Origin of the sequence: Kitasatospora sp. NPDC056138 (assembly GCF_042264695.1) — a bacterium.
Classification (GTDB): domain Bacteria; phylum Actinomycetota; class Actinomycetes; order Streptomycetales; family Streptomycetaceae; genus Kitasatospora.
In genome coordinates, this window is the sequence record NZ_JBHJVK010000030.1 from 17,749 (window position 1) to 37,316 (window position 19,568).

Annotated in this window: 14 protein-coding genes; 7 read left to right on the forward strand and 7 right to left on the reverse strand. The window is 74.1% G+C overall.

Annotated elements, in window-relative coordinates:
* Window positions 1-216: 216 nt before the first annotated feature.
* A complete protein-coding gene (locus ACFC1R_RS19370; RefSeq protein WP_375940088.1) occupies window positions 217-1,206 on the reverse strand; it encodes a zinc-binding alcohol dehydrogenase family protein in 990 nt (329 codons plus the stop codon).
* A 109-nt stretch (window positions 1,207-1,315) separates the two neighbouring features.
* On the opposite strand from ACFC1R_RS19370, the gene ACFC1R_RS19375 reads away from it, so the two are divergent.
* A complete protein-coding gene (locus ACFC1R_RS19375; protein ID WP_375940090.1) occupies window positions 1,316-1,699 on the forward strand; it encodes an ArsR/SmtB family transcription factor in 384 nt (127 codons plus the stop codon).
* 55 nt (window positions 1,700-1,754) lie between these two features.
* On the opposite strand, the gene ACFC1R_RS19380 is transcribed toward ACFC1R_RS19375, so the two are convergent.
* Window positions 1,755-2,675, reverse strand: coding sequence for an alpha/beta fold hydrolase (locus ACFC1R_RS19380; protein ID WP_375940092.1), 921 nt, complete (start codon window positions 2,673-2,675; stop codon window positions 1,755-1,757).
* Window positions 2,676-2,801: 126 nt separating this feature from the next.
* Between ACFC1R_RS19380 and ACFC1R_RS19385 the strand changes: the two genes are divergently transcribed.
* Window positions 2,802-3,302 (forward strand): MarR family transcriptional regulator, encoded by a 501-nt coding sequence (locus tag ACFC1R_RS19385; RefSeq protein ID WP_375940094.1) that lies wholly within the window; start codon window positions 2,802-2,804, stop codon window positions 3,300-3,302.
* Window positions 3,303-3,387: 85 nt separating this feature from the next.
* Here ACFC1R_RS19385 and ACFC1R_RS19390 read toward each other — a convergent pair whose 3' ends face one another.
* The gene (locus ACFC1R_RS19390; RefSeq protein WP_375940096.1) at window positions 3,388-5,733 is read right to left on the reverse strand and encodes an ArnT family glycosyltransferase; all 2,346 of its coding nucleotides are present in this window, start codon (window positions 5,731-5,733) and stop codon (window positions 3,388-3,390) included.
* A gap of 135 nt (window positions 5,734-5,868) precedes the next feature.
* On the reverse strand, window positions 5,869-6,999 hold the full coding sequence (locus tag ACFC1R_RS19395) for an alpha/beta hydrolase (protein WP_375940098.1): 1,131 nt from the start codon (window positions 6,997-6,999) through the stop codon (window positions 5,869-5,871).
* Window positions 7,000-7,379: 380 nt separating this feature from the next.
* Between ACFC1R_RS19395 and ACFC1R_RS19400 the strand changes: the two genes are divergently transcribed.
* The 3 genes from ACFC1R_RS19400 (at window position 7,380) to ACFC1R_RS19410 (ending at window position 11,793) form a co-directional block, all read left to right on the forward strand.
* Window positions 7,380-8,183: an ABC transporter ATP-binding protein gene (locus ACFC1R_RS19400; RefSeq protein ID WP_375940100.1), complete on the forward strand. Its 804-nt coding sequence runs from the start codon at window positions 7,380-7,382 to the stop codon at window positions 8,181-8,183.
* On the forward strand, window positions 8,180-10,717 hold the full coding sequence (locus tag ACFC1R_RS19405) for an FtsX-like permease family protein (protein WP_375940102.1): 2,538 nt from the start codon (window positions 8,180-8,182) through the stop codon (window positions 10,715-10,717). The genes ACFC1R_RS19400 and ACFC1R_RS19405 overlap by 4 nt, the downstream gene beginning before the upstream one ends.
* A gap of 227 nt (window positions 10,718-10,944) precedes the next feature.
* Complete coding sequence (locus tag ACFC1R_RS19410) at window positions 10,945-11,793, forward strand: pyrimidine reductase family protein (protein ID WP_375940104.1); 849 nt, start codon at window positions 10,945-10,947, stop codon at window positions 11,791-11,793.
* Here the strand turns inward: ACFC1R_RS19410 and ACFC1R_RS19415 are convergent.
* Window positions 11,778-12,887, reverse strand: coding sequence for a hypothetical protein (locus tag ACFC1R_RS19415; protein ID WP_375940106.1), 1,110 nt, complete (start codon window positions 12,885-12,887; stop codon window positions 11,778-11,780). The two genes, ACFC1R_RS19410 and ACFC1R_RS19415, sit on opposite strands and share 16 nt — an antisense overlap.
* A 185-nt stretch (window positions 12,888-13,072) precedes the next feature.
* On the opposite strand from ACFC1R_RS19415, the gene ACFC1R_RS19420 reads away from it, so the two are divergent.
* Window positions 13,073-13,270, forward strand: a complete 198-nt coding sequence (locus tag ACFC1R_RS19420; RefSeq protein WP_375940108.1) for a superinfection immunity protein — start codon at window positions 13,073-13,075, stop codon at window positions 13,268-13,270.
* 42 nt (window positions 13,271-13,312) lie between these two features.
* Here ACFC1R_RS19420 and ACFC1R_RS19425 read toward each other — a convergent pair whose 3' ends face one another.
* Complete coding sequence (locus ACFC1R_RS19425) at window positions 13,313-14,080, reverse strand: class I SAM-dependent methyltransferase (RefSeq protein WP_375940110.1); 768 nt, start codon at window positions 14,078-14,080, stop codon at window positions 13,313-13,315.
* A gap of 228 nt (window positions 14,081-14,308) precedes the next feature.
* Between ACFC1R_RS19425 and ACFC1R_RS19430 the strand changes: the two genes are divergently transcribed.
* Window positions 14,309-16,498 (forward strand): PIG-L family deacetylase, encoded by a 2,190-nt coding sequence (locus ACFC1R_RS19430; RefSeq protein WP_375940112.1) that lies wholly within the window; start codon window positions 14,309-14,311, stop codon window positions 16,496-16,498.
* A gap of 66 nt (window positions 16,499-16,564) precedes the next feature.
* Here the strand turns inward: ACFC1R_RS19430 and ACFC1R_RS19435 are convergent, their stop codons facing one another.
* Complete coding sequence (locus ACFC1R_RS19435; RefSeq protein WP_375940114.1) at window positions 16,565-18,415, reverse strand: stealth family protein; 1,851 nt, start codon at window positions 18,413-18,415, stop codon at window positions 16,565-16,567.
* Window positions 18,416-19,568: the final 1,153 nt, after the last annotated feature.

The following is a 19,568-nucleotide window of genomic DNA, read 5'->3' on the forward strand; positions in this document are numbered from 1 at the left end:
CCACCTCCGTCGTGGAAAACACGCTTGCCACCTAACACTGTTAGGGGAAGTCTAACCACACCATTGACCGACTGACACTGTTAGGGACTGCTGCCGTGAGAGATCCGACCGGGCGGCGCAGGGGTGCGGCGTTCGCCGCCCTCCGTGCGCCCGGCCGGCGGGGCGGGTGCAGGGGGCTGAGGGGGCTGGACGGGGGGCGGGGCGGACGGGGTCCGGCTAGCCGGCTGCGCCGATCCGGGCCACGTACTTTCCGGTGCCGCGCCCCTCGGCGAGCAGGTCGTGTGCGGCGGGGATGCCGGCCAGGCCGGGCACCTCGGTGACCGGCAGGGTGAGCCGGCCGTCGGCGAGGAAGCCCAGGATGCGGCTCACGGCGGCGGCCACCCGGGCGGGGGCACCGGCGACCAGGCCGCGGTGGCTGAACCCGCTGATGGTGAGGTTGCCGCGGAGCAGTCGTTCGGCCGGAGGCAGCGCGTCGACCGGTGCGCCGGTGGCGTTGCCGAACAGGACCACCCGGCCGCCGGGCGCCGCCAGGTCCAGGTCGAGGCCCAGTGCGGTGGTGCCCAGCGGGTCGAGGACCAGGTCGACACCCCGGCCGCCGGTGGCGGACCGGATCGCCTCGGTCGGGTCGCCGTCGCGGGCGAGTACGAGCTGGTAGCCGGCCCGCTCGGCCTCGGCGATCTTCTCCGGCCGCCCGACCGTACCGATCAGCCGGCCCCCGCCCAGCAGCGGCACCAGCCGGGCGATCGCGCTGCCGATGCCGCCGCTCGCCGAGTGCACCAGCACGGTGTCACCGGGGTTGAACCGCCCGGCCTCGGTCAGCAGCAGGAGCGAGGTGGCCAGGCCCAGCGGTGTCGCGGCGGCCTCCGCGAGCCCCACCCCGTCCGGCACCGGCACGGTCAACTCGGCTGCGGCGAGCGCGACCTCGGACATGCCCGCGCCCTTCGGCACCGCCACCACGCGGTCGCCGACCGCGAGGCCGTGGACGTCCGGGCCGAGGGCGCGGACCGTCCCCGAGACCTCGAGACCTGGGCGGTGCGGCCAGGTCGCGTAGCCGGCGTCGCCCCGGCGGGCCATCACGTCGACGAAGTTCAGTCCGGCGTAGGCGACGTCGATCGTCAGCTCGCCCGGCCCCGGAGCCGGTTCGTCGATCTCGGCCACCACCGAGTTCTCGGCGCCGCCGGGCGCGGTCATCACCAAGGCGCGCATCTGTGGATCCCCTCCTGCGAGTACGATGTCTTTCGAAGTTCTACGAACGACGAAATTAGTACCACGGATATTCGATAGATGTCGAACATCGCTGTTCAGGAGGTCTGTCATGGTTCGCTCGCAGCAGCGCCGCACCCCGCTCCACCATCCGGACGTCGAGGAGATCGACCTGCTCGACGTCCTGCACGCCCTCGCCGACCCCACCAGGATGGCCATCGTCCAGACCCTGTGGGCCGAACCGGAGCGGGCCTGCGGGACCTTCCCGGTCGATGTCGCGCCCTCCACCCTCAGCCACCACTTCAAGGTGCTCCGCGAGTCCGGGGTTATCCGTCAGCGCGGCGAGGCCAACCGGCGGCTGAACGAGCTGCGCCGCGACGAACTCCAGGCGCGCTTCCCCGGGGTGCTCGACGCGGTCCTCGCCGCAGCGGGTCCGATCGAGTCCGGCCCGATCGAGGCCGATCCCGTCGAGCAGGGCTCGATCGAGGCCGGCTGAAGCGGCGTGCCCGGCGCCGGTCGCCGGCCTGGCGCCGGGCCGGGAGGGACCGGGGTCACGCCGCCCGGTCGAGGAACCGGGTCAGACGGTCGTTCAGCGGACCGGGGTCGGCCATCGGCATGGCGTGGTGCGAGACGCCGGGCAGCACCTCGGCCTCGACGTGCGGGAGCAGTGTCCGGGCGGCGGCCGCGACCCGTGCGCCGTCGTGGGTGCGGCTGCGTTCCGCCGTCAGCACCAGTGTCGGGACGGTCAGCGCCCGCAGCTGTCCGGCCGACGGGCGCGGGCCGGTGACGGGCTTCGCGCGCGGGAAGTCGGCCGCGCCCAGCGCGTGGACGGCGGACCAGGCGGGGTCGATCAGTCCGGCGGCCGGTGCCCCGCCGGTCTCCCAGGCGATGAAGGCGCGGGCCCGCGCGGCGGTCGGGCGGAGCAGCAGGGGAACGGCCCGCAGCAGATATCCCGGCCGGAACCCGGCGAAGCACCGGGTGGGGTCCAGCAGGGCGAGTCGCGTGACCCGGTCCGGGGCGTGCAGCGCGTAGCCGAGGGCCGTCCAGCCGCCGTACGAGTGGCCGACCACGGCGGTCGAGGCGAGGCCGAGCCGGTCGAGGACGCCGTCCAGCCATCCGGTCAGGTCCTCGGCGCGCCGGATCGGACGGCCGTCGCGCACGCTGCGGCCCGCGTCGCCGATCGGGTCGACGGCGTACACGCGGTGGGTGGCCGCGAGCGCCGCGACGTTGGCGTACCAGACCGTCGAGGTGGCGCCGCCGCCGGGCAGCAGCACCACGGGACGGCCGTCCGCGGGTCCGCAGGCGTTGACCCGCGTGGTTCCGTACTCGGAGCGGCAGTCGATCGGCGTCGCCGGGAGGGGCCACCGGGCCAGTGCGGTGTCGTAGGCGGCGAGGAAGGCCGCCTCGGCGCCGGGTGTCCGGAACTCCGGCCGCTCGGCCGTTCGGGTGGTGCGGCTCGTGGATGTGCTCATGGTGCGCCCCCGGATCTGGCAGGATCTACTCGCCGAGAAATAGTCTCGCCAAGCAATACACTCGCTGAGCGAGATAATAGATCGGCGAGCAATCCGGCGGAAGCCACGGTGGACGGAAGAAGGACCATGGGGACGGAGACGGGCTCGGCGGGCGCCGCCGACGGCTCGATGCAGCTGGTGCACCTGCTGCGGGCGCTCACCGTCGAACTCGACCTGCTCGGCGGCGAGTTCGCGGGCCTGCACGGACTGCACCCGACCGATCTGCGGGCCCTGATCGCCCTGCTGGACGCCGCGCGGGCCGGTACGGAGCTGACGCCCGGCCGACTGGGGGAGCAGCTGCACCTCAACTCGGCCGGGACGACGGCCCTGGTCGACCGGCTGGAACGGCTCGGGCACATCCGGCGGGTGCGGGACACCCGGGACCGCCGCCGGGTGCTGCTCGTGGTCGAGGAACGGGCGGTGGAGCTCGGGCAGTCGTTCTTCGGCCCGCTGATCGGCGGGATGGTGGCGGCCCTCGGTGACTTCGACGCGGCCGAACTGGCGGCGGCCCGCCGCTTCCTGGTCACGATGGCGCAGGTCGTCGCGGCCACCAGGGAGGGTCCGGCCGACGCAGCCGCGGCGCGGTGATCCGGGGCCCCGGCCGGTGCGCGGAACGGCCCCGGGCCCACCGGAGGGGAGATCCGGTGGGCCCGGGGCCCTCGACCGCGCCGCGTCAGCCGGTGACCGGCGCCGTCAGGTCGTACACCGTGGTGGTGCCGACGGTCTTGGCCGTGTAGTGGGCGGCCACCCAGGCGGCGATCTGCTCGGACTCCGAGTTCGAACCGCCGCGCATGGCGCCGCCGCCGAGGCGGGAGCCCGCCGTGGTGCCCGGGCCCTCGCCGGTGGCCCTGCCGGTGGCCGAGCGGGCGCCGCCGCCCATGCCGCCGCCGATGAAGTAGTGGATCCTCCCCTCCTTCACGTACTGCTGGAAGCCCGCCAGGCTCAGCGAGGGATCGGTGCCGTTGAAGCCGCCGAGGGCCATCACCGGTTCGCCGGTGGCGAGTTGGTAGCTGGCCTGGTTCTGCGACCCGACGGTCGCCGCGACCCAGGTGTACGAACCGGCGTTCTGCTTGAGCAGGGTGGCGAGCTCGTTGCCGACCCGGGCACCCTCCAGCAGCCCGCCCATGCCGCCGCTCATGCCGCCAATGCCGCCTGCGCCGCCGCGCCCGAACTCCCGCCAGGATCCGGCAGCGCCGCCCTGGCCGTTCCGGGAACCCTGGCCGCGCTGTCCGCCGAAGCCGCCGGGGAAGCCGCCGCCCGGGCCACCGCCGGGGAACCCGCCGCCCGGGCCACCACCGGGGAACCCGCCGCCCGCCCGGCCTGCACGCTGCCCGCCCTGGCCGTCGAAGCCGCCGGGGAAGCCGCCGGGCCCGAAGCCGTCACCGCTCGCCACCCTGGGCCCGGCCGTCACGATCGAGCCGGTGTGCGCGGTCCCGACGGTGTCCAGCGCGTAGGCCGTCGGACCGCCGAACGCGGCCGCCAGCCCGGCCAGTCCGACCACCGCCGCCACCCGCCCGGCCAGTCGGCCCGCCAGCAGCAGGGCCGCCGCCGCCAGCACGCCGCCCACCAGCACGGCCCACCGCAGCCACGGCAGGAAGGTGGAGCTGCGGCCCAGCAGGACGTACGACCACACCGCCGTGCCTGCCACGACACCGGCCAGCAGCGCCGCGTACGGAAGCCGTCTGCGGGCCCGCCAGAGCCCGTCCGCGCCCATGCCGACCAGGGCGGCGACGGCGGGGGAGAGGGCGACGGTGTAGTACTGGTGGAAGATGCCCGACATGAAACTGAAGACCAGGCCGGTGCAGACCAGCCAGCTGCCCCAGACCAGGAAGGCGGTCCGGGCGCTGTCGGTACGGGGGCGGCGCCGGGTCGCCCAGAGGCCGAGGACCAGCAGGACCAGGGCGGCCGGGATCAGCCAGGCGATCTGGCCGCCGATGTCGCTGCCGAAGAGCCGGGTGATGCCGGTGGTGCCCCAGTGGCCGGTCGCGCCGCCGCCGGTTGCGGGTCCGCCGCCGACGCTGCCGCGCTCGTCGCCGGTCAGCCGGCCGAGGCCGTTGTAGCCCAGCGCGACCGACAGGAAGCTGTTGTCCTGCGAGCCGCCGATGTACGGGCGGGAGGAGGCCGGGGTCAGCTCGACGATCGCCACCCACCAGCCGGCGGAGACCAGCAACGCCAGCCCGCCGAGCAGCAGTTGGCGCACCCGGCGCCAGAGTCCGGTCGGTGCCACCACCAGGTGGATCACCGCGAAGGCGGGCAGGATCAGGAACGCCGCCAGCGTCTTGGTGAGGAAGGCGAAGCCGAACATCACGCCGACGAAGACCATCCACCGCGTGCTCGCGGTCTCGGTGGCCCGTACCAGCCCGTACGCGGCGAGCGAGAGCAGCAGCACCAGCAGCGCGTCCGGGTTGTTGAAGCGGAACATCAGTGCGGCGACCGGGGTGAGCGCCATCGCGGCGCCCGCGACCAGTCCGCCCAGTGCCGAGAAGCGGCGGCGCACCGTCGCGTAGACCGTGCCGACCGTGGCGACCGCCATCAGGGCCTGCGGGGCGAGCAGGCTGAAGGAGTCGAGCCCGAGGATGCGGGCCGAGATCTCCATCGGCCACAGGAACATCGGGGGCTTGTCCACGGTGATGAAGTTCGCGGAGTCCGAGGAGCCGTAGAAGAACGCCTTCCAGCTCTGGATGCCCGCCTGCACGGCGGCCGAGTAGAAGGCGTTGGCCCAGCCGGAGACCGAGATGTTCCAGAGGTAGAGCACGGCGGTCGCGGCCAGCAGGGCGAGCAGCGCGGGACGGACCCACTGTGGGTCGTCCGGGCGCCCGCGCCAGGTGCGGACCGGGAGGGTCCGGAGCCGCTCGGCCCAGGAGGACGGCCCCTTGGGACCGGCCGCGGGCGGGTCGGCCGGCGGGAAGAGCGGTTGGGCCGTGACGCTCGGGACGCTCGTCGGGGGGGCCGGCGGCGGGTAGTTCGCAGCCCCGGGCCACGGTTCTTCGGTCGGAGGGACGGAACTGGTCGAGGTCATGGCACCACGCTCGGGTGCCTCGCTGAGATTCCGATGAGTCCCAGCTATGAGCGTGGTGTGATCTCGGCTGGGGCGCGGGGCGCGGGGCGCGGGGCGCGGGGATCGAGGTCCGAGGCCCGGGCCCCGCGAGGGCGACTACGCGGGCTTCGCCGGCTGAGGCGGCGTCAGGCGCTTGCCGAGCCACTCCAGGGCGGGCGGGATCTCCCGGGTCCAGGTGTGGAAGTTGTGGCCGCCGCTGTCCAGGGTGATGGTGGACATCGCGGTCGGGGCCTTGAACGCGGAGACCATCCGCTGGGTCGCGGCGTAGTTCTCCTCGTTCGGGCTGGTCGCCAGCAGCAGCGAGACCGGGGCGGCGGGCTTGTTCTTCAGCCGCCACAGCAGGTCGTTCTCCCGCTTGAGCTCGGCGTTCCCACCGAACAGGTCGCCGGTGGTGGGGTCGTTGGAGACGCTGTAGTAGCCGGAGTAGGACGCGGCCGCCCGGTACGCGTCGGGCTTGCGCAGCGCGAACTTCAGTGCGCAGTAGCCGCCGGTGGAGTCACCCATCGCCGCGCGCGCGTCGGGCTGGTCCAGCACCCGGTAGTCGGCGGACATCGCCTTCGGCAGGTCCTCGGTGAAGAAGGTCTCGACCTTCGGCCCGCCGGGGACGTCCATGCACTCGGTGTCGCGGTTGCCGGACAGCGTCGGCTGCATCATCACCAGGACGGTGGGCGGCAGTTGCTTGCTCTCGATCGCCTTGAGCGTGGACGCCGGGTACTGGAGCAGGCTGATCAGCTTCTCGGCGTTCCCCGGGTACCCGGAGAGCACCAGCGCCATCGGGAACCGCTGCCCGGAGTAGCCGGGCTGGAAGTACTGCGGCGGCAGGTAGACGTACCCCTTCCCGACCAGGCCGGAGCCGTCGCCGCTGATCCGCACCTGCTGGATCAGGCCGGACTGCTCCTTGGCCGATCCCTGCGCGGAGTACATCTTCTGCTCGCCGGTGACGGAGATCGCCTTGCCGCCCGGCTTGTGGTCGACCACCGTGCCGGGGCCGCCGTCCAGACCGAGCAGGTCGCTCCAGGTGCTGTAGAAGCCGAAGTACGAGTTGGCCACCAGCGCGAGCGCGGCCAGTACCGAGATCTGGGTGACGAAGAACGCGCCGATCCTGCCCGCCCAGGCGCGCCAGCTCCGCCCGCCCAGCCGGGGCCAGAGCCACATCGTGGCGGCGAAGACGGCGATCGCCAGCACACTGGCGATGATCTGCAGTGGAATTCCGGTCAGGCTTGGCACCCGCCGATCGTAGTTGACCTCCCGGACCGGCCTCCGGCACCCCCCTTACCGCCGGCCGCGCAGCACTGAGGTGCAGGTCGGACGGGGTGTCGGCGCCGTGGGTGCCCCGAGCGCGGGTGTTCGGGTGCCCGGGTGCCCGGGGCGCGGGGCGTCTCCCCACCCGGGACGGTCACGGTGCCGACCCAGGCCCGGCACCGCGCTGCCCGACACCCCGCTGCGAGGGGCCGTGGTCCCGGCGGCGTCGGCCCGGACGGTGGCGCTGTCCCCGGGGCGGGTACGGGGGTAAACCCCCTGCCGGGGAGGCCAGTGGCCACCATGGTCCGCCCGCGGCCGTTTTCCTAGCGTGGACGACGACGTTGACCCGCTGAGGAAGGCACACCATGGCACTGCGCCGCGACCGCACCCGCACCGAGCAACAGCATCCGGCGCCGCCGGCGATCGAGCTGCGTGCGGTGCGGCGCAGCTACGGCCGGGGCGAAGGTGCGGTGCAGGCGCTGCGTGGCGTCGACCTGGTGCTGCCGCGCGGGAGTTTCACCGCGGTGATGGGCCCGTCCGGGTCCGGCAAGAGCACGTTCCTGCAGTGCGCGGCCGGTCTGGACCGGCCGAGTTCGGGGGAGGTGCTGCTCGGCGGCGTGGAGATCACCGGGCTGAGCGAGAACCGGCTGACCGAGCTGCGGCGCAGCCGGATCGGCTTCGTCTTCCAGTCGTTCAACCTGCTGCCCTCGCTGACGGTGCAGCAGAACGTGCTGCTGCCGCAGCGGCTCGCGGGCGAGCGCCAGGACCGGCGGCGGGCCGGGGAACTGCTGGCCCGGGTGGGTCTGGCGGAGCACGGCGGACGCCGGCCCGGTCAGCTCTCCGGCGGGCAGCAGCAGCGGGTGGCGATCGCCCGTGCGCTGATCACCGGGCCCGAGGTGGTGTTCGCGGACGAGCCGACCGGCGCGCTGGACACCCGAACGGCGCACGAGGTGCTCGGGCTGCTGCGGCAGGCGGTGGACACGATGGGAGCCACCGTCGTGATGGTCACCCACGACCCGGTGGCCGCCTCGCACGCGGACCGGGTGCTGTTCCTGGCGGACGGTGCGATCGCCGACGAGCTGTGGTACCCCGAGCCGGCGGCGGTGGCCGACCGGATGCTCTCGCTCACGGCGGTGGCGCAGGGGCGGCCGGCGGGTGCGGCGGCATGAGCAACGGTCTGGCGCGTGCCTCGGTACGCTTCCGGCCCGCGTCCTTCGTGGGCAGTTTCGTCGCGCTGCTGTTCGGCGCCGCGATCATCACCGCCTGCGGCACCCTGCTGCAGAGCGGACTCACCGCGCATCTCGCACCCGTGCGGTACGCGCAGTCGCCGGTGGTGGTCGCCGCCGATCCGTACGTCAGGATCAGCGTCAGACACGGAGCGGACACCGACGAGAACAGGACCGCGCTGCCGGAGCGCGCCCGGGTGGACCTCGCGCTGGCGGCGCGGATCGCGGCCCGGCCCAAGGTCGCCGCCGCCGTGCCCGATCTGGCCTTCCCGGTGCAGTCCCCGGCACTGCCGGGCCTCACCGGCCGGGGCTACTCGTCGATCGGCATCACCGCCCCCGGCACCGCCGCGCCGGCCGGGGGCCGCGCCCCCGGCGCCGGTGAGGTGGTGCTGGACGAAGCCACCGCGCGGGCCGCGAAGCTGCGGACCGGTGACCGGGTTGCGCTCACCGCTCCCGCAGGCGGCGCGGACTACCGCATATCCGGCCTGGTCCCGGCACAGCCGGGCGGCGGCAGCGCCTGGTTCGCCGACGCGGTGGCGGGGCAGCTGTCCGGACATCCCGGCCGGGTGGACGCCGTCGCCGTCACGGCACGCGAGGGCGTCTCGGCCCACGAGCTGGCCCGGCAGGTGCGGCAGGCGGTCGGCGGCGACGCCGAGGTGCTGACCGGCGACGACCGCGCGGCGGCGGAACAGCCGGCCCTGGCACAGGGGGCCGAGGTCCTCACCGGCCTGGGTGGGTCCTTCGGCGGAATCGCCGTCATGACGGCCGTCTTCGTGGTGGCGGGAACGGTCGCGCTGGCCACCGGCCAACGGGCCCGCGAGTTCGCCCTGCTGCGCGCGATCGGCGCCACCCCGCGCCAGATCCGCCGCACCATCGCCACCGAGGCGGTGCTGGTCGCCCCGGTCGCCGCCGCGCTCGGCGTGCTGCCCGGGTTGGCCCTGGCCCGCTGGTGGTTCGACGAGCTCGTCTCGCGCGGCGCGGTGCCCGAGGGGGTCAGGCTGGACATCGGTCCGCTGCCGATGCTGGCGGCGGTGGCGCTGAGCCTGCTGGCCGCGCTCGCCTCCGGCTACTCGGCCGCGCGGCGGCCCGCCAGGCTCCGGCCGAGCCAGGCACTGGGCGAGACCGCGGTGGAGGGTGGCCGTCCCGGCGCGGTACGGACGGCCATCGGCCTGGTCGCGGCGGCCGGGGGTGTGGTGCTGGCCGTGGTCGCCGCCGACCTGCGCGGCGCGGACGCCGCCAACACCGCCCTCGGTGTGGTCATGTGCTTCCTGCTGGCGGTCGCCCTGCTCGGCCCGCTGCTGGCCCGGACGGCCACCACCGTGCTCGGCCTGCCGCTGCGGGCGGGCGGCGCGGGCGCCCCCGGTTCGCTGGCGGCCGACAACACCCGGGCCAACGCCCGGCGGCTGGCTTCCGCGATCACCCCGATCGTGATGGTCACCGCCTTCTGCGGGACCCTGTTGTTCATGCAGAGCACGATCAGGCACGTCTCCGGCGAGCAGGTGCGCAGCGGGGTCGTCGCCGACCACGTGCTCGGCTCCACCGCTGCCGGACTCCCGGCCGACACCGCCGAACGGGCCGTCCGGGTGCCGGGAGTGGCGGCGGCGATCGGCGTCCTGCGCACCGGGGCGGTCTACCGGTCCGGCGACGTCCTTGCCTCGGCGCCCGCGCTGGGCGTCTCCGGTGACCCGGCGCAGCTGCCCGAGGTGCTCGATCTCGGCGTCCGCAGCGGGTCGTTGAGCGCGCTCGGGGGCTCCGGCGACACGGTCGCGCTGGCCGGCACACTGGCCGACAGTCTGGGCGTCGAGGTCGGTGACCGCGTCCCGCTCTGGCTCGGCGACGGCACCAGGGTGCAGCCGAAGGTCGTCGCGACGTACGAACGCGGTCTCGGGTTCGGACAGTTGCTGCTGCCCCGGGCCGCGGTGGCCGGGCACGTGAGTGCCGGGTACGACAGCCAGGTGCTGGTGCGCGACGTGCGGGGGGCCGACCGGGCGGCGGTCGTCGGGCGGCTGGCTGGGCTGGGCGCGCCGGGCCTGACCGTCCTGGACGCCGCCGGCTACGCCGCCCAGGCGGACCGGGACCAGGAGATCAGCGCCTGGGCGAACACCGTGATGGCCGGGGTGCTGGGCGGCTTCGCGGCCGTCGCCGCCGCCAACACGCTGGTGATGACGGTCCTCGACCGCCGCCGAGAGGTCGGACTGCTCCGGCTCGCGGGTACCACGCGCCGTCAGGTGCGGGGCATGATGCGCTGGGAGGCACTGCTGGTGGCCGCCACCGGGCTGCTGGTCGGCGGCGTCATCGCCTGGATCACCCTGGTACCGATCGCCAGGGGCATCACCGGCGCCGCACCCCACGTACCGCTCACCACCGCGCTCCCGCTGGCAGCCGGCGCGGTGCTGCTCAGCCTCGTCGCGACGGCCCTGCCGACCCGGGCGCTGCTGCGGATCCGTCCGGTGGAGGCCGGTGCCGGACGGCAGTGACGGCCCGTCACCGGTGGGGCGCGGGGCCGGTCCCGGGGCCGTCGGTACCGCCCCGCCCGCCGGTCGGGCCCGGTCGTCCTGCGCCGGTGAGCGGTGCGACGGCGGCTGTGACGGTAGCTGTGGCGGTGGCTGTGACCGGGCGCCGACCGGTGGTGCCCCGAGGTGTCCGCAGCCGGTCCGGCCGGGTCGGCGCCCCACACCACGGTGGGGGTGGCAGACTGGTCGGCGTGCAGCGTCTCCATCCCCAACCCATGGCAGTGGCACCGGAGTCGGGCCGGGCCGGGTGGCTCGCGCAGACGTACCGCTATCCGGCCGAGGTGGTGGGGGAGCGGCCGTGGGTGCGGGCGTGCATGGTGTCCGGGCTGGACGGTGCGGCGGTGTGGCAGGGCCGGTCGGGCGGCCTGTCCGGTCCTGCGGACGCGGAACTGCTGGCCGTGCTGCGGGGGTTGGCCGACGTCGTGCTGGTGGGCGCCGGGACGGCGCGCAGCGAGCGGTACGGGCCGGCCGACGTGCACCCGGGGCTGGCGCGGGCCAGGCTCGCCGCCGGGCAGGAACCGGCGCCCGCGATCGCCGTGGTGAGCGGCAGCCTGGACCTCGACCCCGGATCGGACCTCTTCAGCCGCCCCCCGGCGTCCCCCGGCGCGCGGACGCTGGTGATCACCGCAGCTCGGGCGCCGGCCGCGGCCCGGCAGGCGCTGGAACGGGTCGCCGAGGTGGTCGTCGCGGGTGAGGAGGCGGTCGAACCGGCCCTGGCCGTGCTGGAGTTGGAGCGGCGTGGGCTGCGCCGGGTGCTCTGCGAGGGCGGTCCGCGGCTGCTCGCCGGGTTGTGGGCCGCCGATCTGCTGGACGAGCTCTGTCTGACCGTCTCACCGATGCTCACGGGCGGCGGGGGCCCGCGCATTCTCCACCAGGACGGCCTGCACCAGGACGGCCTGCCCCAGGACGGCCTGCGCCGGCGCGGCGTTCACCGGCGCGGCGGCGGGGGCGAGGCGGGCCGGACCCCGATGGTCCTGGCGGCCGTCCTCGCGGAGGACGACTTCCTCTTCACCCGCTACACCCGTCAGGCGCGGGCCTGAGCGACCTGCGCCGGGGCCGGTTCCGCACCCTCCCGGGCGGGGGCCGGGCGGGCGTCCCCGCCGGTGTGTCCGCAGGTCTCCCGGCAGGTCTCCCGGTGGGTGCGGCAGTCGTGTTCCACCTGGTCGAGGACCGCTCGTGCGGTGTCGATCCTGGCCGCCAGCCGGTCCAGCACCCAGACCCGGGCCGCCGTCGCCAGGCCGACGTTGCTGCCGCCTTCGGAGATCTCGCCCGGGGGAGTCCAACACCCGTTTCTGGCACGCCGTTTCACCAGGTCGTCGGCCTCGTGCAGGACCGAGTTCACGGCACTGTGGATCTCCATCCGGCGGTCGTAGGACCACTGCGGGTCCGAGGACTGTCCGAGCTGCCGCTCGAACCGGCTGAGGGTGGGCGGGCTCTGCCAGCGCCAGCCGCTCCGCCGCAGGGCGTCGACCCGGCCGAGGGCGGCCGCCACCGTCTCCTCGGTGAGCGGGACGTGGTGGTCCGTGCAGCGGATCGTGCCGGGCTCCCCGAGCATCCAGCCCTGGGCGACGGCCTCACAGGCCAGCAGCAGTCCGAGCCCCGCCGTACCGGCCGGGTCCGGCCAGCCGCCGAGGGCGCGCAGCAGGTCGGTGCGCGCGGTCAGCGTCGTCCCCAGGGCGGGAAGCCGGCCCGCCCTGAGCCCGTCCGCCAGTACGCCCGGGCGGATCGGTCCGGCCGGGGGGCCGTCGGGACCGGCCGCCAGGGTCTCGTCGGGCAGCAGGTCCAGGCCCGGGGAGAGGCACCAGCCGAGCTCGGGGTGCCCGGTCATGATCTCGACGTCCCGGCGCAGCGCGCCCTGGGGGAGCAGCCCGTCGGCGTCCAGGGTCCGCAGCAGCGTGCCCGTGGCCCTGGCCAGTGCCCCGTTGGGCGAGGCCGGCGCGGTCTTCGGGCCGGTCCCGGGGGAGACCCGGCGGTCGTCGGGCAGCCCGGCCTCCGCCAGGTTCCGGACGCCCTCGACGACCCACTGCCACTCCCACCCGGTGGGCAACTGCTGGGCGGCCAGCGAGCGGTACGCCTCCGGGAGGCGGTGGTGTCCGCCGTCGGGCACGACGGTGACCACGCTGACGGTGGGCATTGCTGCCGCCTTTCCGGGGGTTGCGGGCGTGCCATTGGCCGTTCGCAGCCGATCGTAGGGGCTGAGGTGCGGATTGGTGAAGAGTCGTCGACGCTGGGTGACCGGCCGGGCCGCGCAGCCGGCTGGCGAAAGGGAGCGGATTCCTCCATCTGTCCCGGGCGGCAAGGGACTTGTACGCTCGTGGCATGGTGAGAAGCGGGGGAGTGTCGGTATTCCTGATCGTCGGGCTGGTGATGTACTTCGTCCCGACCGTGGTTGCGTTCCTGCGGGACACCCGGAACAAGGGGGCCGTCGTGGTCGTCAACCTGTTCCTGGGCTGGACGTTCATCGGCTGGGTGGTCGCGCTGGCGATGTCCTTCGGCGGTGCGCGCTCGCAGGAGTAGACGGGCCCGCAGGAGCGGACGGGCTCGCGGGAGCGGGCGGGCTCAGCGGCGCCGGCCCAGCCGCCGGAGCCGCAGGACGTCCGGAGCGCACTCGTCCTCCCGGCGGAAGCCCGCCTCGGTGAGCTCGTCGTCGAGTTCCTCGTCGGTCAACGGCCACTGGTGGAAGGTCTCCTCGGCCCGGCGGATCTCCCGGCTCCGGCGGTGCACCAGGTAGAGGTAGTCCAGCCGGATGCGGTCGTGCTCGGGGCGTTCGGTCAGCCAGGCGCTGTAGGTGTCGGCACCGACGCGGGCCTCGCCGACCCGGTGGCGCTTCGGCCCGGCGGGGAGGGCGGCGGGCGGGCGGTCCATGAGCAGCAGGCCGTCCGGGAGCAACCAGCCCGCGAGCGAGTGCCAGACCGCGTGGCGTTCGACCGGCGGCAGGCAGGCGACCACCCGGAAGCAGACGGCGAGGTCCGCCCGGGCCGGGAGCGCGAGCTGCTGGGCCCGGCAGGGGTGGACCGTCACCCGGCCGAGGGCGTCGGGGCCGGCGGCGGAGAGCCGGGAGAGCAGGACCGTCCGCATGGCTGCGGCCGGTTCGACCACGTCGACGGGGACGGACGAGGCGCCGAGCAGGATGCCCGTGACCAGGCCGGTACCCGCGCCGAGCTCGACGATGCCGACCCGGGCGGCCGCGGCCGGACCGCTCAGCGCGAGCGCGTGCCGCCGGTACTCCGCGCCGTGCAGGACGTCGTAGAACTCCGCCGAGACCGCGTAGGCGCCCGCCGCGAGGTCCGCCTCCGGGCCTGCGGCGCCGGACACTTCTTCCTCCACCCGTCCATCATCATCGCGACTCGGCCGCCGCTCAAAGGCGGTCCGTGGTCCGACGCTCCCGGTGCGGCTCCCATCGCAGTGAGTCACCCCGGCACCCGAGCTCGGGCACCGGTCCCGAAGGCTCGAATAGTGAATTTTAGTATTGTTCCCCGACGGAGATCTTGACGCGGGGACCGGCATTCCATCGGAGCGCGGTCGACCCCGGCACTGCACAAGGGGGACCGGCCCGTGAGCCCGAGTTCAGCACCGCAGGACACGCAGGACGGCGCGCCCGAAGCCGTACGGCCACGGCGGGCCGGCCGCGAGTGGGGCCGCCGGACCGTGCTCGGCACCGGACTGGCCGCCCTCTCGCTGACCGGTCTCGGCGGCATGTTCCGGGCCGCCCCGGCCCCCGACACGACCGTGCTGGCGGACCTCGCGGGGGCCGGCGGCGCGCCCGCCGGTGAGCGCTGGCGCGGCTCGTACCTGCAGATCATCGCCCACCCCGACGACGACCTGTACTTCATGAACCCGCTGCTCCAGCGCTCGATCGCGGAGGGTTCCACGGTGGCGACCGCGGTGCTGACCGCGGGAGAGGCGGACGGCAGGAACAGTCCCACCGACGACGACCGGGAACACGAGAAGACCCCGGCGGACAAGCCCGGTTACACCGAGGCCCGGCACAACGGCCTGCGCTCGGCGTACGCGCTGATGGCCACCGGCAACCAGCGGGCCGCCTGGCGCCGCGAGGTGGTGACCCTCGGCGACGGTGCCCAGGTGGAGCGCTGCACCCTCGCCGAGCGCCCGGCCGTCCAGCTGTACTTCTTCAACCTCGCCCAGAACCTGCACGGCTCGGCCAAGGCCCCCGACGGCACCGGCGTCCGGATGCGGACGCTCTGGTCCGGGGACGTCCCGCTGGAGAGCACCCTGCCCGGAACCGGTGCACCGGTCACCGCGCCGCAGGACTTCAGCCGCGACCGGGTCACCGCCTGCCTGCTCGACCTGCTGAAGCAGCGCAGGCCGACCGTGGTCCGCACGCTCGACCCGGACCCCGAGCACGACCCGTACCAGCCGGGCATCTCGCCCGCCGACCACATCGACCACACCGCCACCGCCCAGTTCGTGCTGGCCGCCCTCCGTGCGTACACCGAGGAGACCGGCGCCCGGCCGGTGGTCGAGCACTTCCGCGGCTACACCAGCAAGTTCTGGCCGTCCAACCTGAGCGCCGCGGCCAAGGCCGAGAAGCGCAGCTACCTGATGCCGTACGCGGGCTTCGGCGCGCCGTGCCCGGCGGACAACTGCGGTGACTACCAGGTGCGGCCCGACCCCGGGGACTCCACCCACCTGATCAGCAGCGCCTACCGCTACACCCCGGCCACCGACTGGCTGGTGAAGGACGGCACCGGTCGGCTGAACGCCTTCGCGGTCCTCGGCGGCCGGGTAGCCCACTGGACCGAGCGCGCCCCGGGGAGCGGCAGCTGGGGCGAGGCCGGCCAGCTGACCGGCGACTGGCTGCTGCCCAGGCTCCAGGTGGGCGTGGACCGGTCCGGCCGGATCCAGCTGGTCGCGCTGCGGCGCTGGGCGGGGGACAAGGACACGGTCGGAGCCGAGGTGGTCCGGGCCGTGCAGACCGCGCCCGGCGGTGACTTCGGCGCCTGGGAGTCGCTGGAGGGCCCGGACTACGGCAACTCCGACCACCGGGTGCGGCGCGAGATCGGCGCGCCGGCCACCGCCTTCGACGCGGACGGGCGACTGCACGTCTTCGTCCGCAACTTCGCCCACGGCCTGAGCCACCGCCAGGAGCTGCCCGGCGGCGGCTTCGGTCCGTGGCAGAAGCTCGGCGGCTCGGTCCTGCAGGACGCGGTGACCGCCTTCACCGGCCACGACGGCGCGGTCCAGGTCTTCGCCACCGACACCCACGGCGTGCTGCGCTGGCGGCAGGAGCGTGCGGGCGGCGGGTTCCGGATGGAGCGGATCGGCATCCCGGTGCCGGTCGCCGGGGCGGTGACCCCGGTGGAGTCCACACCCGGCCGGCTCACCCTGTACTACCGCGAGGCCGGCACCGCCAACGTGGTGGTCTACCGGCAGGAGTCCGACGGGGTGCACTGGCCGCCGCTGCCGGCCGTCCTCGGCGGACACGACGGCACCGGGGAGATCGCCGCGGCCCGTTGGGGATCGGGCAGGAACGGCGCGGGCAGCGGGACGGCGGTGGCCGACCGCGCCGGCTCCGGGCTGCTGAGCCTGCTGGTCGCCGCACCTGGCACGCCGGGCGTCGGCTGGGCGGAGAGCGGCGGGCAGCTGGTGTACGCCCCGGCCCTGGCCGAGGACTCGACGGGTCGCATGGTGGCGGCCGTGATCGGCGTCGACGCCCGGCTGCACACCACCCGGCAGTCGACCGCGGACAGCGCCAGCCCCTTCGGCCCCTGGACCACCGTCTGACGGCGCCTTCGGGGCGCGGGGCCCCACGCCCCGACCCGCCCGGGGGCCGTCCCCGGGCGGGAAGGGTCAGCGCTTTTCGAAGGGGCTGGGCTGCGGGAAGTACGCGTCCAGGAACGGCTGCAGCAGTTGCAGCTGGTTCGGCAGGTCCTTGCGGTCGGACACCGTGTCGTTGATGCAGAAGACGTCCAGGTCGCGAGCCGCGAGGATGCGGGCGAGCCGCCGCGAGGTGCTCTGGTGCATCAGGTCCAGATAGGCGTACTTGAGCTCGGACGGCACGGCACGGGCGCTGTGGTAGCCGTAGTAGTGGTGCAGCGAGGAGGCCACCGACAGGTCCGAGGGGCTGCGGAAGCGGGCCTCGGAGGTCGCCTGGTGCAACTCCTTGAAGTGCTCCTCGATCTCGGAGAGCACCTCGCGCCGCAGCGCGTGCGGCACGTGCTGCATCTTCTGCACCAGGGTGCTGCCGAAGTCCTCCTCGATCAGCCGGCGGTTGTTCTTGGCCGCCGCGGAGACCGGGGAGTCCAGCAGTGAGGGGGTGCCCAGCGGCACCGCGGCCACCGAGGGGAAGAACTTGCTCAGCCCGTTGGAGTGGAAGAACAGCTGCGGAGAGATCGGACGTCCCAGGAAGACGTCGTCGTTGAAGTAGAGGAACTGCTCGGACAGTCCCTCGATGTGGTGCAGCTGGCTCTCGATGGCGTGCGAGTTGAAGGTCGGCAGGGCCGTCTGGTCGCGGAATATCTCCCGGTGGCTGAGCACCTTGATCCGGGGGTTGGAGGTGTCCAGCCAGGACGGCGTCTGGTCGTCGGTGACCAGGTAGACGGTGCGCACCCAGGGCGCGTTGAGGTGCAACGACCGCAGCGAGTAGCGCAGTTCGTCGCGGCTCATGTAGCGCGCGTCGTTGGCGGCCTCGGGGTTGAGGTCCTGGGCGGAGCCGTCGGCCTCGGCGCGGCGGCGCTGCCAGGCCGGGTCGTTGCCGTCCACCCAGGTGTAGACCACGTCGATCGGGAAGCGGATGTCCTCGGGCAGGGCGTGGACGAACTCGGGCCGGGTCGGGACCGGGTTGTCGGGCCGGTCCCAGGCCTCCAGCCGGGTGAACATGCCGACCGGCCCGTCGACCGGCTCGTGCCAGGCGGGAACCCGTTCGGTCACCCGGTTGCGGCGGGGGGCGACCAGATCGCCGTCCTCGGGCACCCAGAACTCGATGTCGCAGCCGTACTCGTGGCCCAGCACGTAGGTGGCGCCGGGGTCGGCGTGGAACCAGGTCATCCGGATGACCTCGGCCTGCGCGAGGGTGGTCCAGGTGTGCTTCTCGAAGCCTGGCTCGGAGCGGGTCGGCACGGTGGACCGGTCGGACGGCACGGCCGAGACGTAGCCGGGGACGGTGCCGCACAGTGCGGCGAGCGCCCGGTGCGCGGCCGGCCGGTCGGCCCGGGAGACGGCGAGGACGGCGGAGGTCTCCTGCATGCCGCGGACGGCGAAGCAGTCGATCCCGGCCTCGGCGAGGGCGGAACGCACCAGGGTGAGGTTGTCGTTGCGGGCCTGCCGCGGGGAGACGTCCGGGCGGAGGCTGACGATCTTCCGGGCCTTGCCGACCTGGAGCAGCGTGACCCGGCCGGACTCGAACAGCGCGGGGTGGCGCTTGGCCAGCAGCCCGCCGTGCACCGTGGCGACCTTCTGCTGGACCGAGAGCGTGCGGGACAGCCGGTGGATCACCTGGGTGCGGAGCTCGTACGGGACCATGCCGGCGATCGCCGCACGGCTGCGCTCGGGGAGCAGCCGCCGGTACACCCGGACGACCTTCGAACGCTCCGACTGGAGCACGCCGACCGTGCTGCGGACGGGCGGTGCGACGGGCGGCTGGTTCTTGGCGCGGACCGCCATCTGCCCGGTAGGGCCGTCGTCTATTTGCGAGCCAGCCAACGTATCCCCCTGGTGCATGGATTCCGGAGCTCACCGTCCGTCAGTCGGATCGGACACTTAATTTCATCACATCTTCATCCCCCTCAGTCTTGAGTCAAGGGGCGCCTATCACTGTCTGCGGAAGATGTTGGGTCTTATGTCCAGTTTTGAGGGCTTATCGGCGCACTGTCCCAAAGGGTGCACTGTCCCGAAGGATGCGGGGAACCGCTCTCCCGTGCTTTACCGGCGGAGGGCGGAGGCGGCACGCATCCCGTGGGCACTCGGCCGCTCGGGCGTGGGGCCCGGCACCGACTTCCCGTCAGCAAGATCTCCAGGGTACCGCCGCAGTGGTCGTGCACAGTCCACCGGGTGCGGGAAACGGCAGGTCGGCGCTGTCGCGGGGGGTTGGCGAGACCGTCCGGGGGCTGCCTCGGGGGCTGCCCGGGGGGTCGTCCGGGGCTCCGGAGGCGGGGTGTCATGGGCATCGTGACATACACCACATTTCGGTGAATTCCTCCGGGAGGGGCAACCGTTCGCGGGGGTGGGGGCGTCAGGAGGGATGCGGGCGGAGCCGCGGCTGCGTCACGGCCGTGTCGCGAGTCGGCCGTGCCCGTGTGTCCGTGTGCCCGTGGCGTGCTGCGGCGGGTGCGGGGTCGATGGGGCCGGCGAGGCCGGTGGGATCGCCGGCGTCGGGCCGTGCGGTGCGTGCCGGTGGGCCGGGCCCGCGCTGTGCGGCGCCGGGGTGTGCCGAGTTCCGCCCTCCGGCCGGTGCTTCGTTCGTGGACGTCCGGCTTGTGCGTGCGCCTCCGTGCGGGATGCTGCCCGGGGGGTGGCCGGAGGACGCCCGGCGGCATCGGCGCGGGTGGTGGTCGGGTGACCGGCTGCCAGGGCGCGGCGTCCCGGGTCGGGCCTGGCCGTGCCGGGTGAGGGCTGCTGCGGGAGTGCGGATTCCCCCGGTCGCGGCCGCCTGTTCCGTGAATGCAGAATTCCCGCCGACCCCGCCCGGAGTCGGATTCGCCTCGGGTGGCCCGCCGGGTTCCGACGGATAAGTGCGTACCCTTATCGTCGCTGGTGGGACTGGTGTGCGGCGGAAATTGCTGACAGGCAATCAGTGGGGCGGCGGGAATTCCGGCGTGTTTCCCGCCGGCTGTCCGAGCCGGCGGGAATGCGTGGC

Coding starts and splice junctions, on each gene's coding strand:
- ACFC1R_RS19370 (WP_375940088.1), bottom strand. CDS start 1,206: ATGCGCGCCTTGGTGATGACCGCGCCCGGCGGCGCCGAGAACTCGGTG.
- ACFC1R_RS19375 (WP_375940090.1), top strand. CDS start 1,316: ATGGTTCGCTCGCAGCAGCGCCGCACCCCGCTCCACCATCCGGACGTC.
- ACFC1R_RS19380 (WP_375940092.1), bottom strand. CDS start 2,675: ATGAGCACATCCACGAGCCGCACCACCCGAACGGCCGAGCGGCCGGAG.
- ACFC1R_RS19385 (WP_375940094.1), top strand. CDS start 2,802: ATGGGGACGGAGACGGGCTCGGCGGGCGCCGCCGACGGCTCGATGCAG.
- ACFC1R_RS19390 (WP_375940096.1), bottom strand. CDS start 5,733: ATGACCTCGACCAGTTCCGTCCCTCCGACCGAAGAACCGTGGCCCGGG.
- ACFC1R_RS19400 (WP_375940100.1), top strand. CDS start 7,380: ATGGCACTGCGCCGCGACCGCACCCGCACCGAGCAACAGCATCCGGCG.
- ACFC1R_RS19405 (WP_375940102.1), top strand. CDS start 8,180: ATGAGCAACGGTCTGGCGCGTGCCTCGGTACGCTTCCGGCCCGCGTCC.
- ACFC1R_RS19415 (WP_375940106.1), bottom strand. CDS start 12,887: ATGCCCACCGTCAGCGTGGTCACCGTCGTGCCCGACGGCGGACACCAC.
- ACFC1R_RS19420 (WP_375940108.1), top strand. CDS start 13,073: ATGGTGAGAAGCGGGGGAGTGTCGGTATTCCTGATCGTCGGGCTGGTG.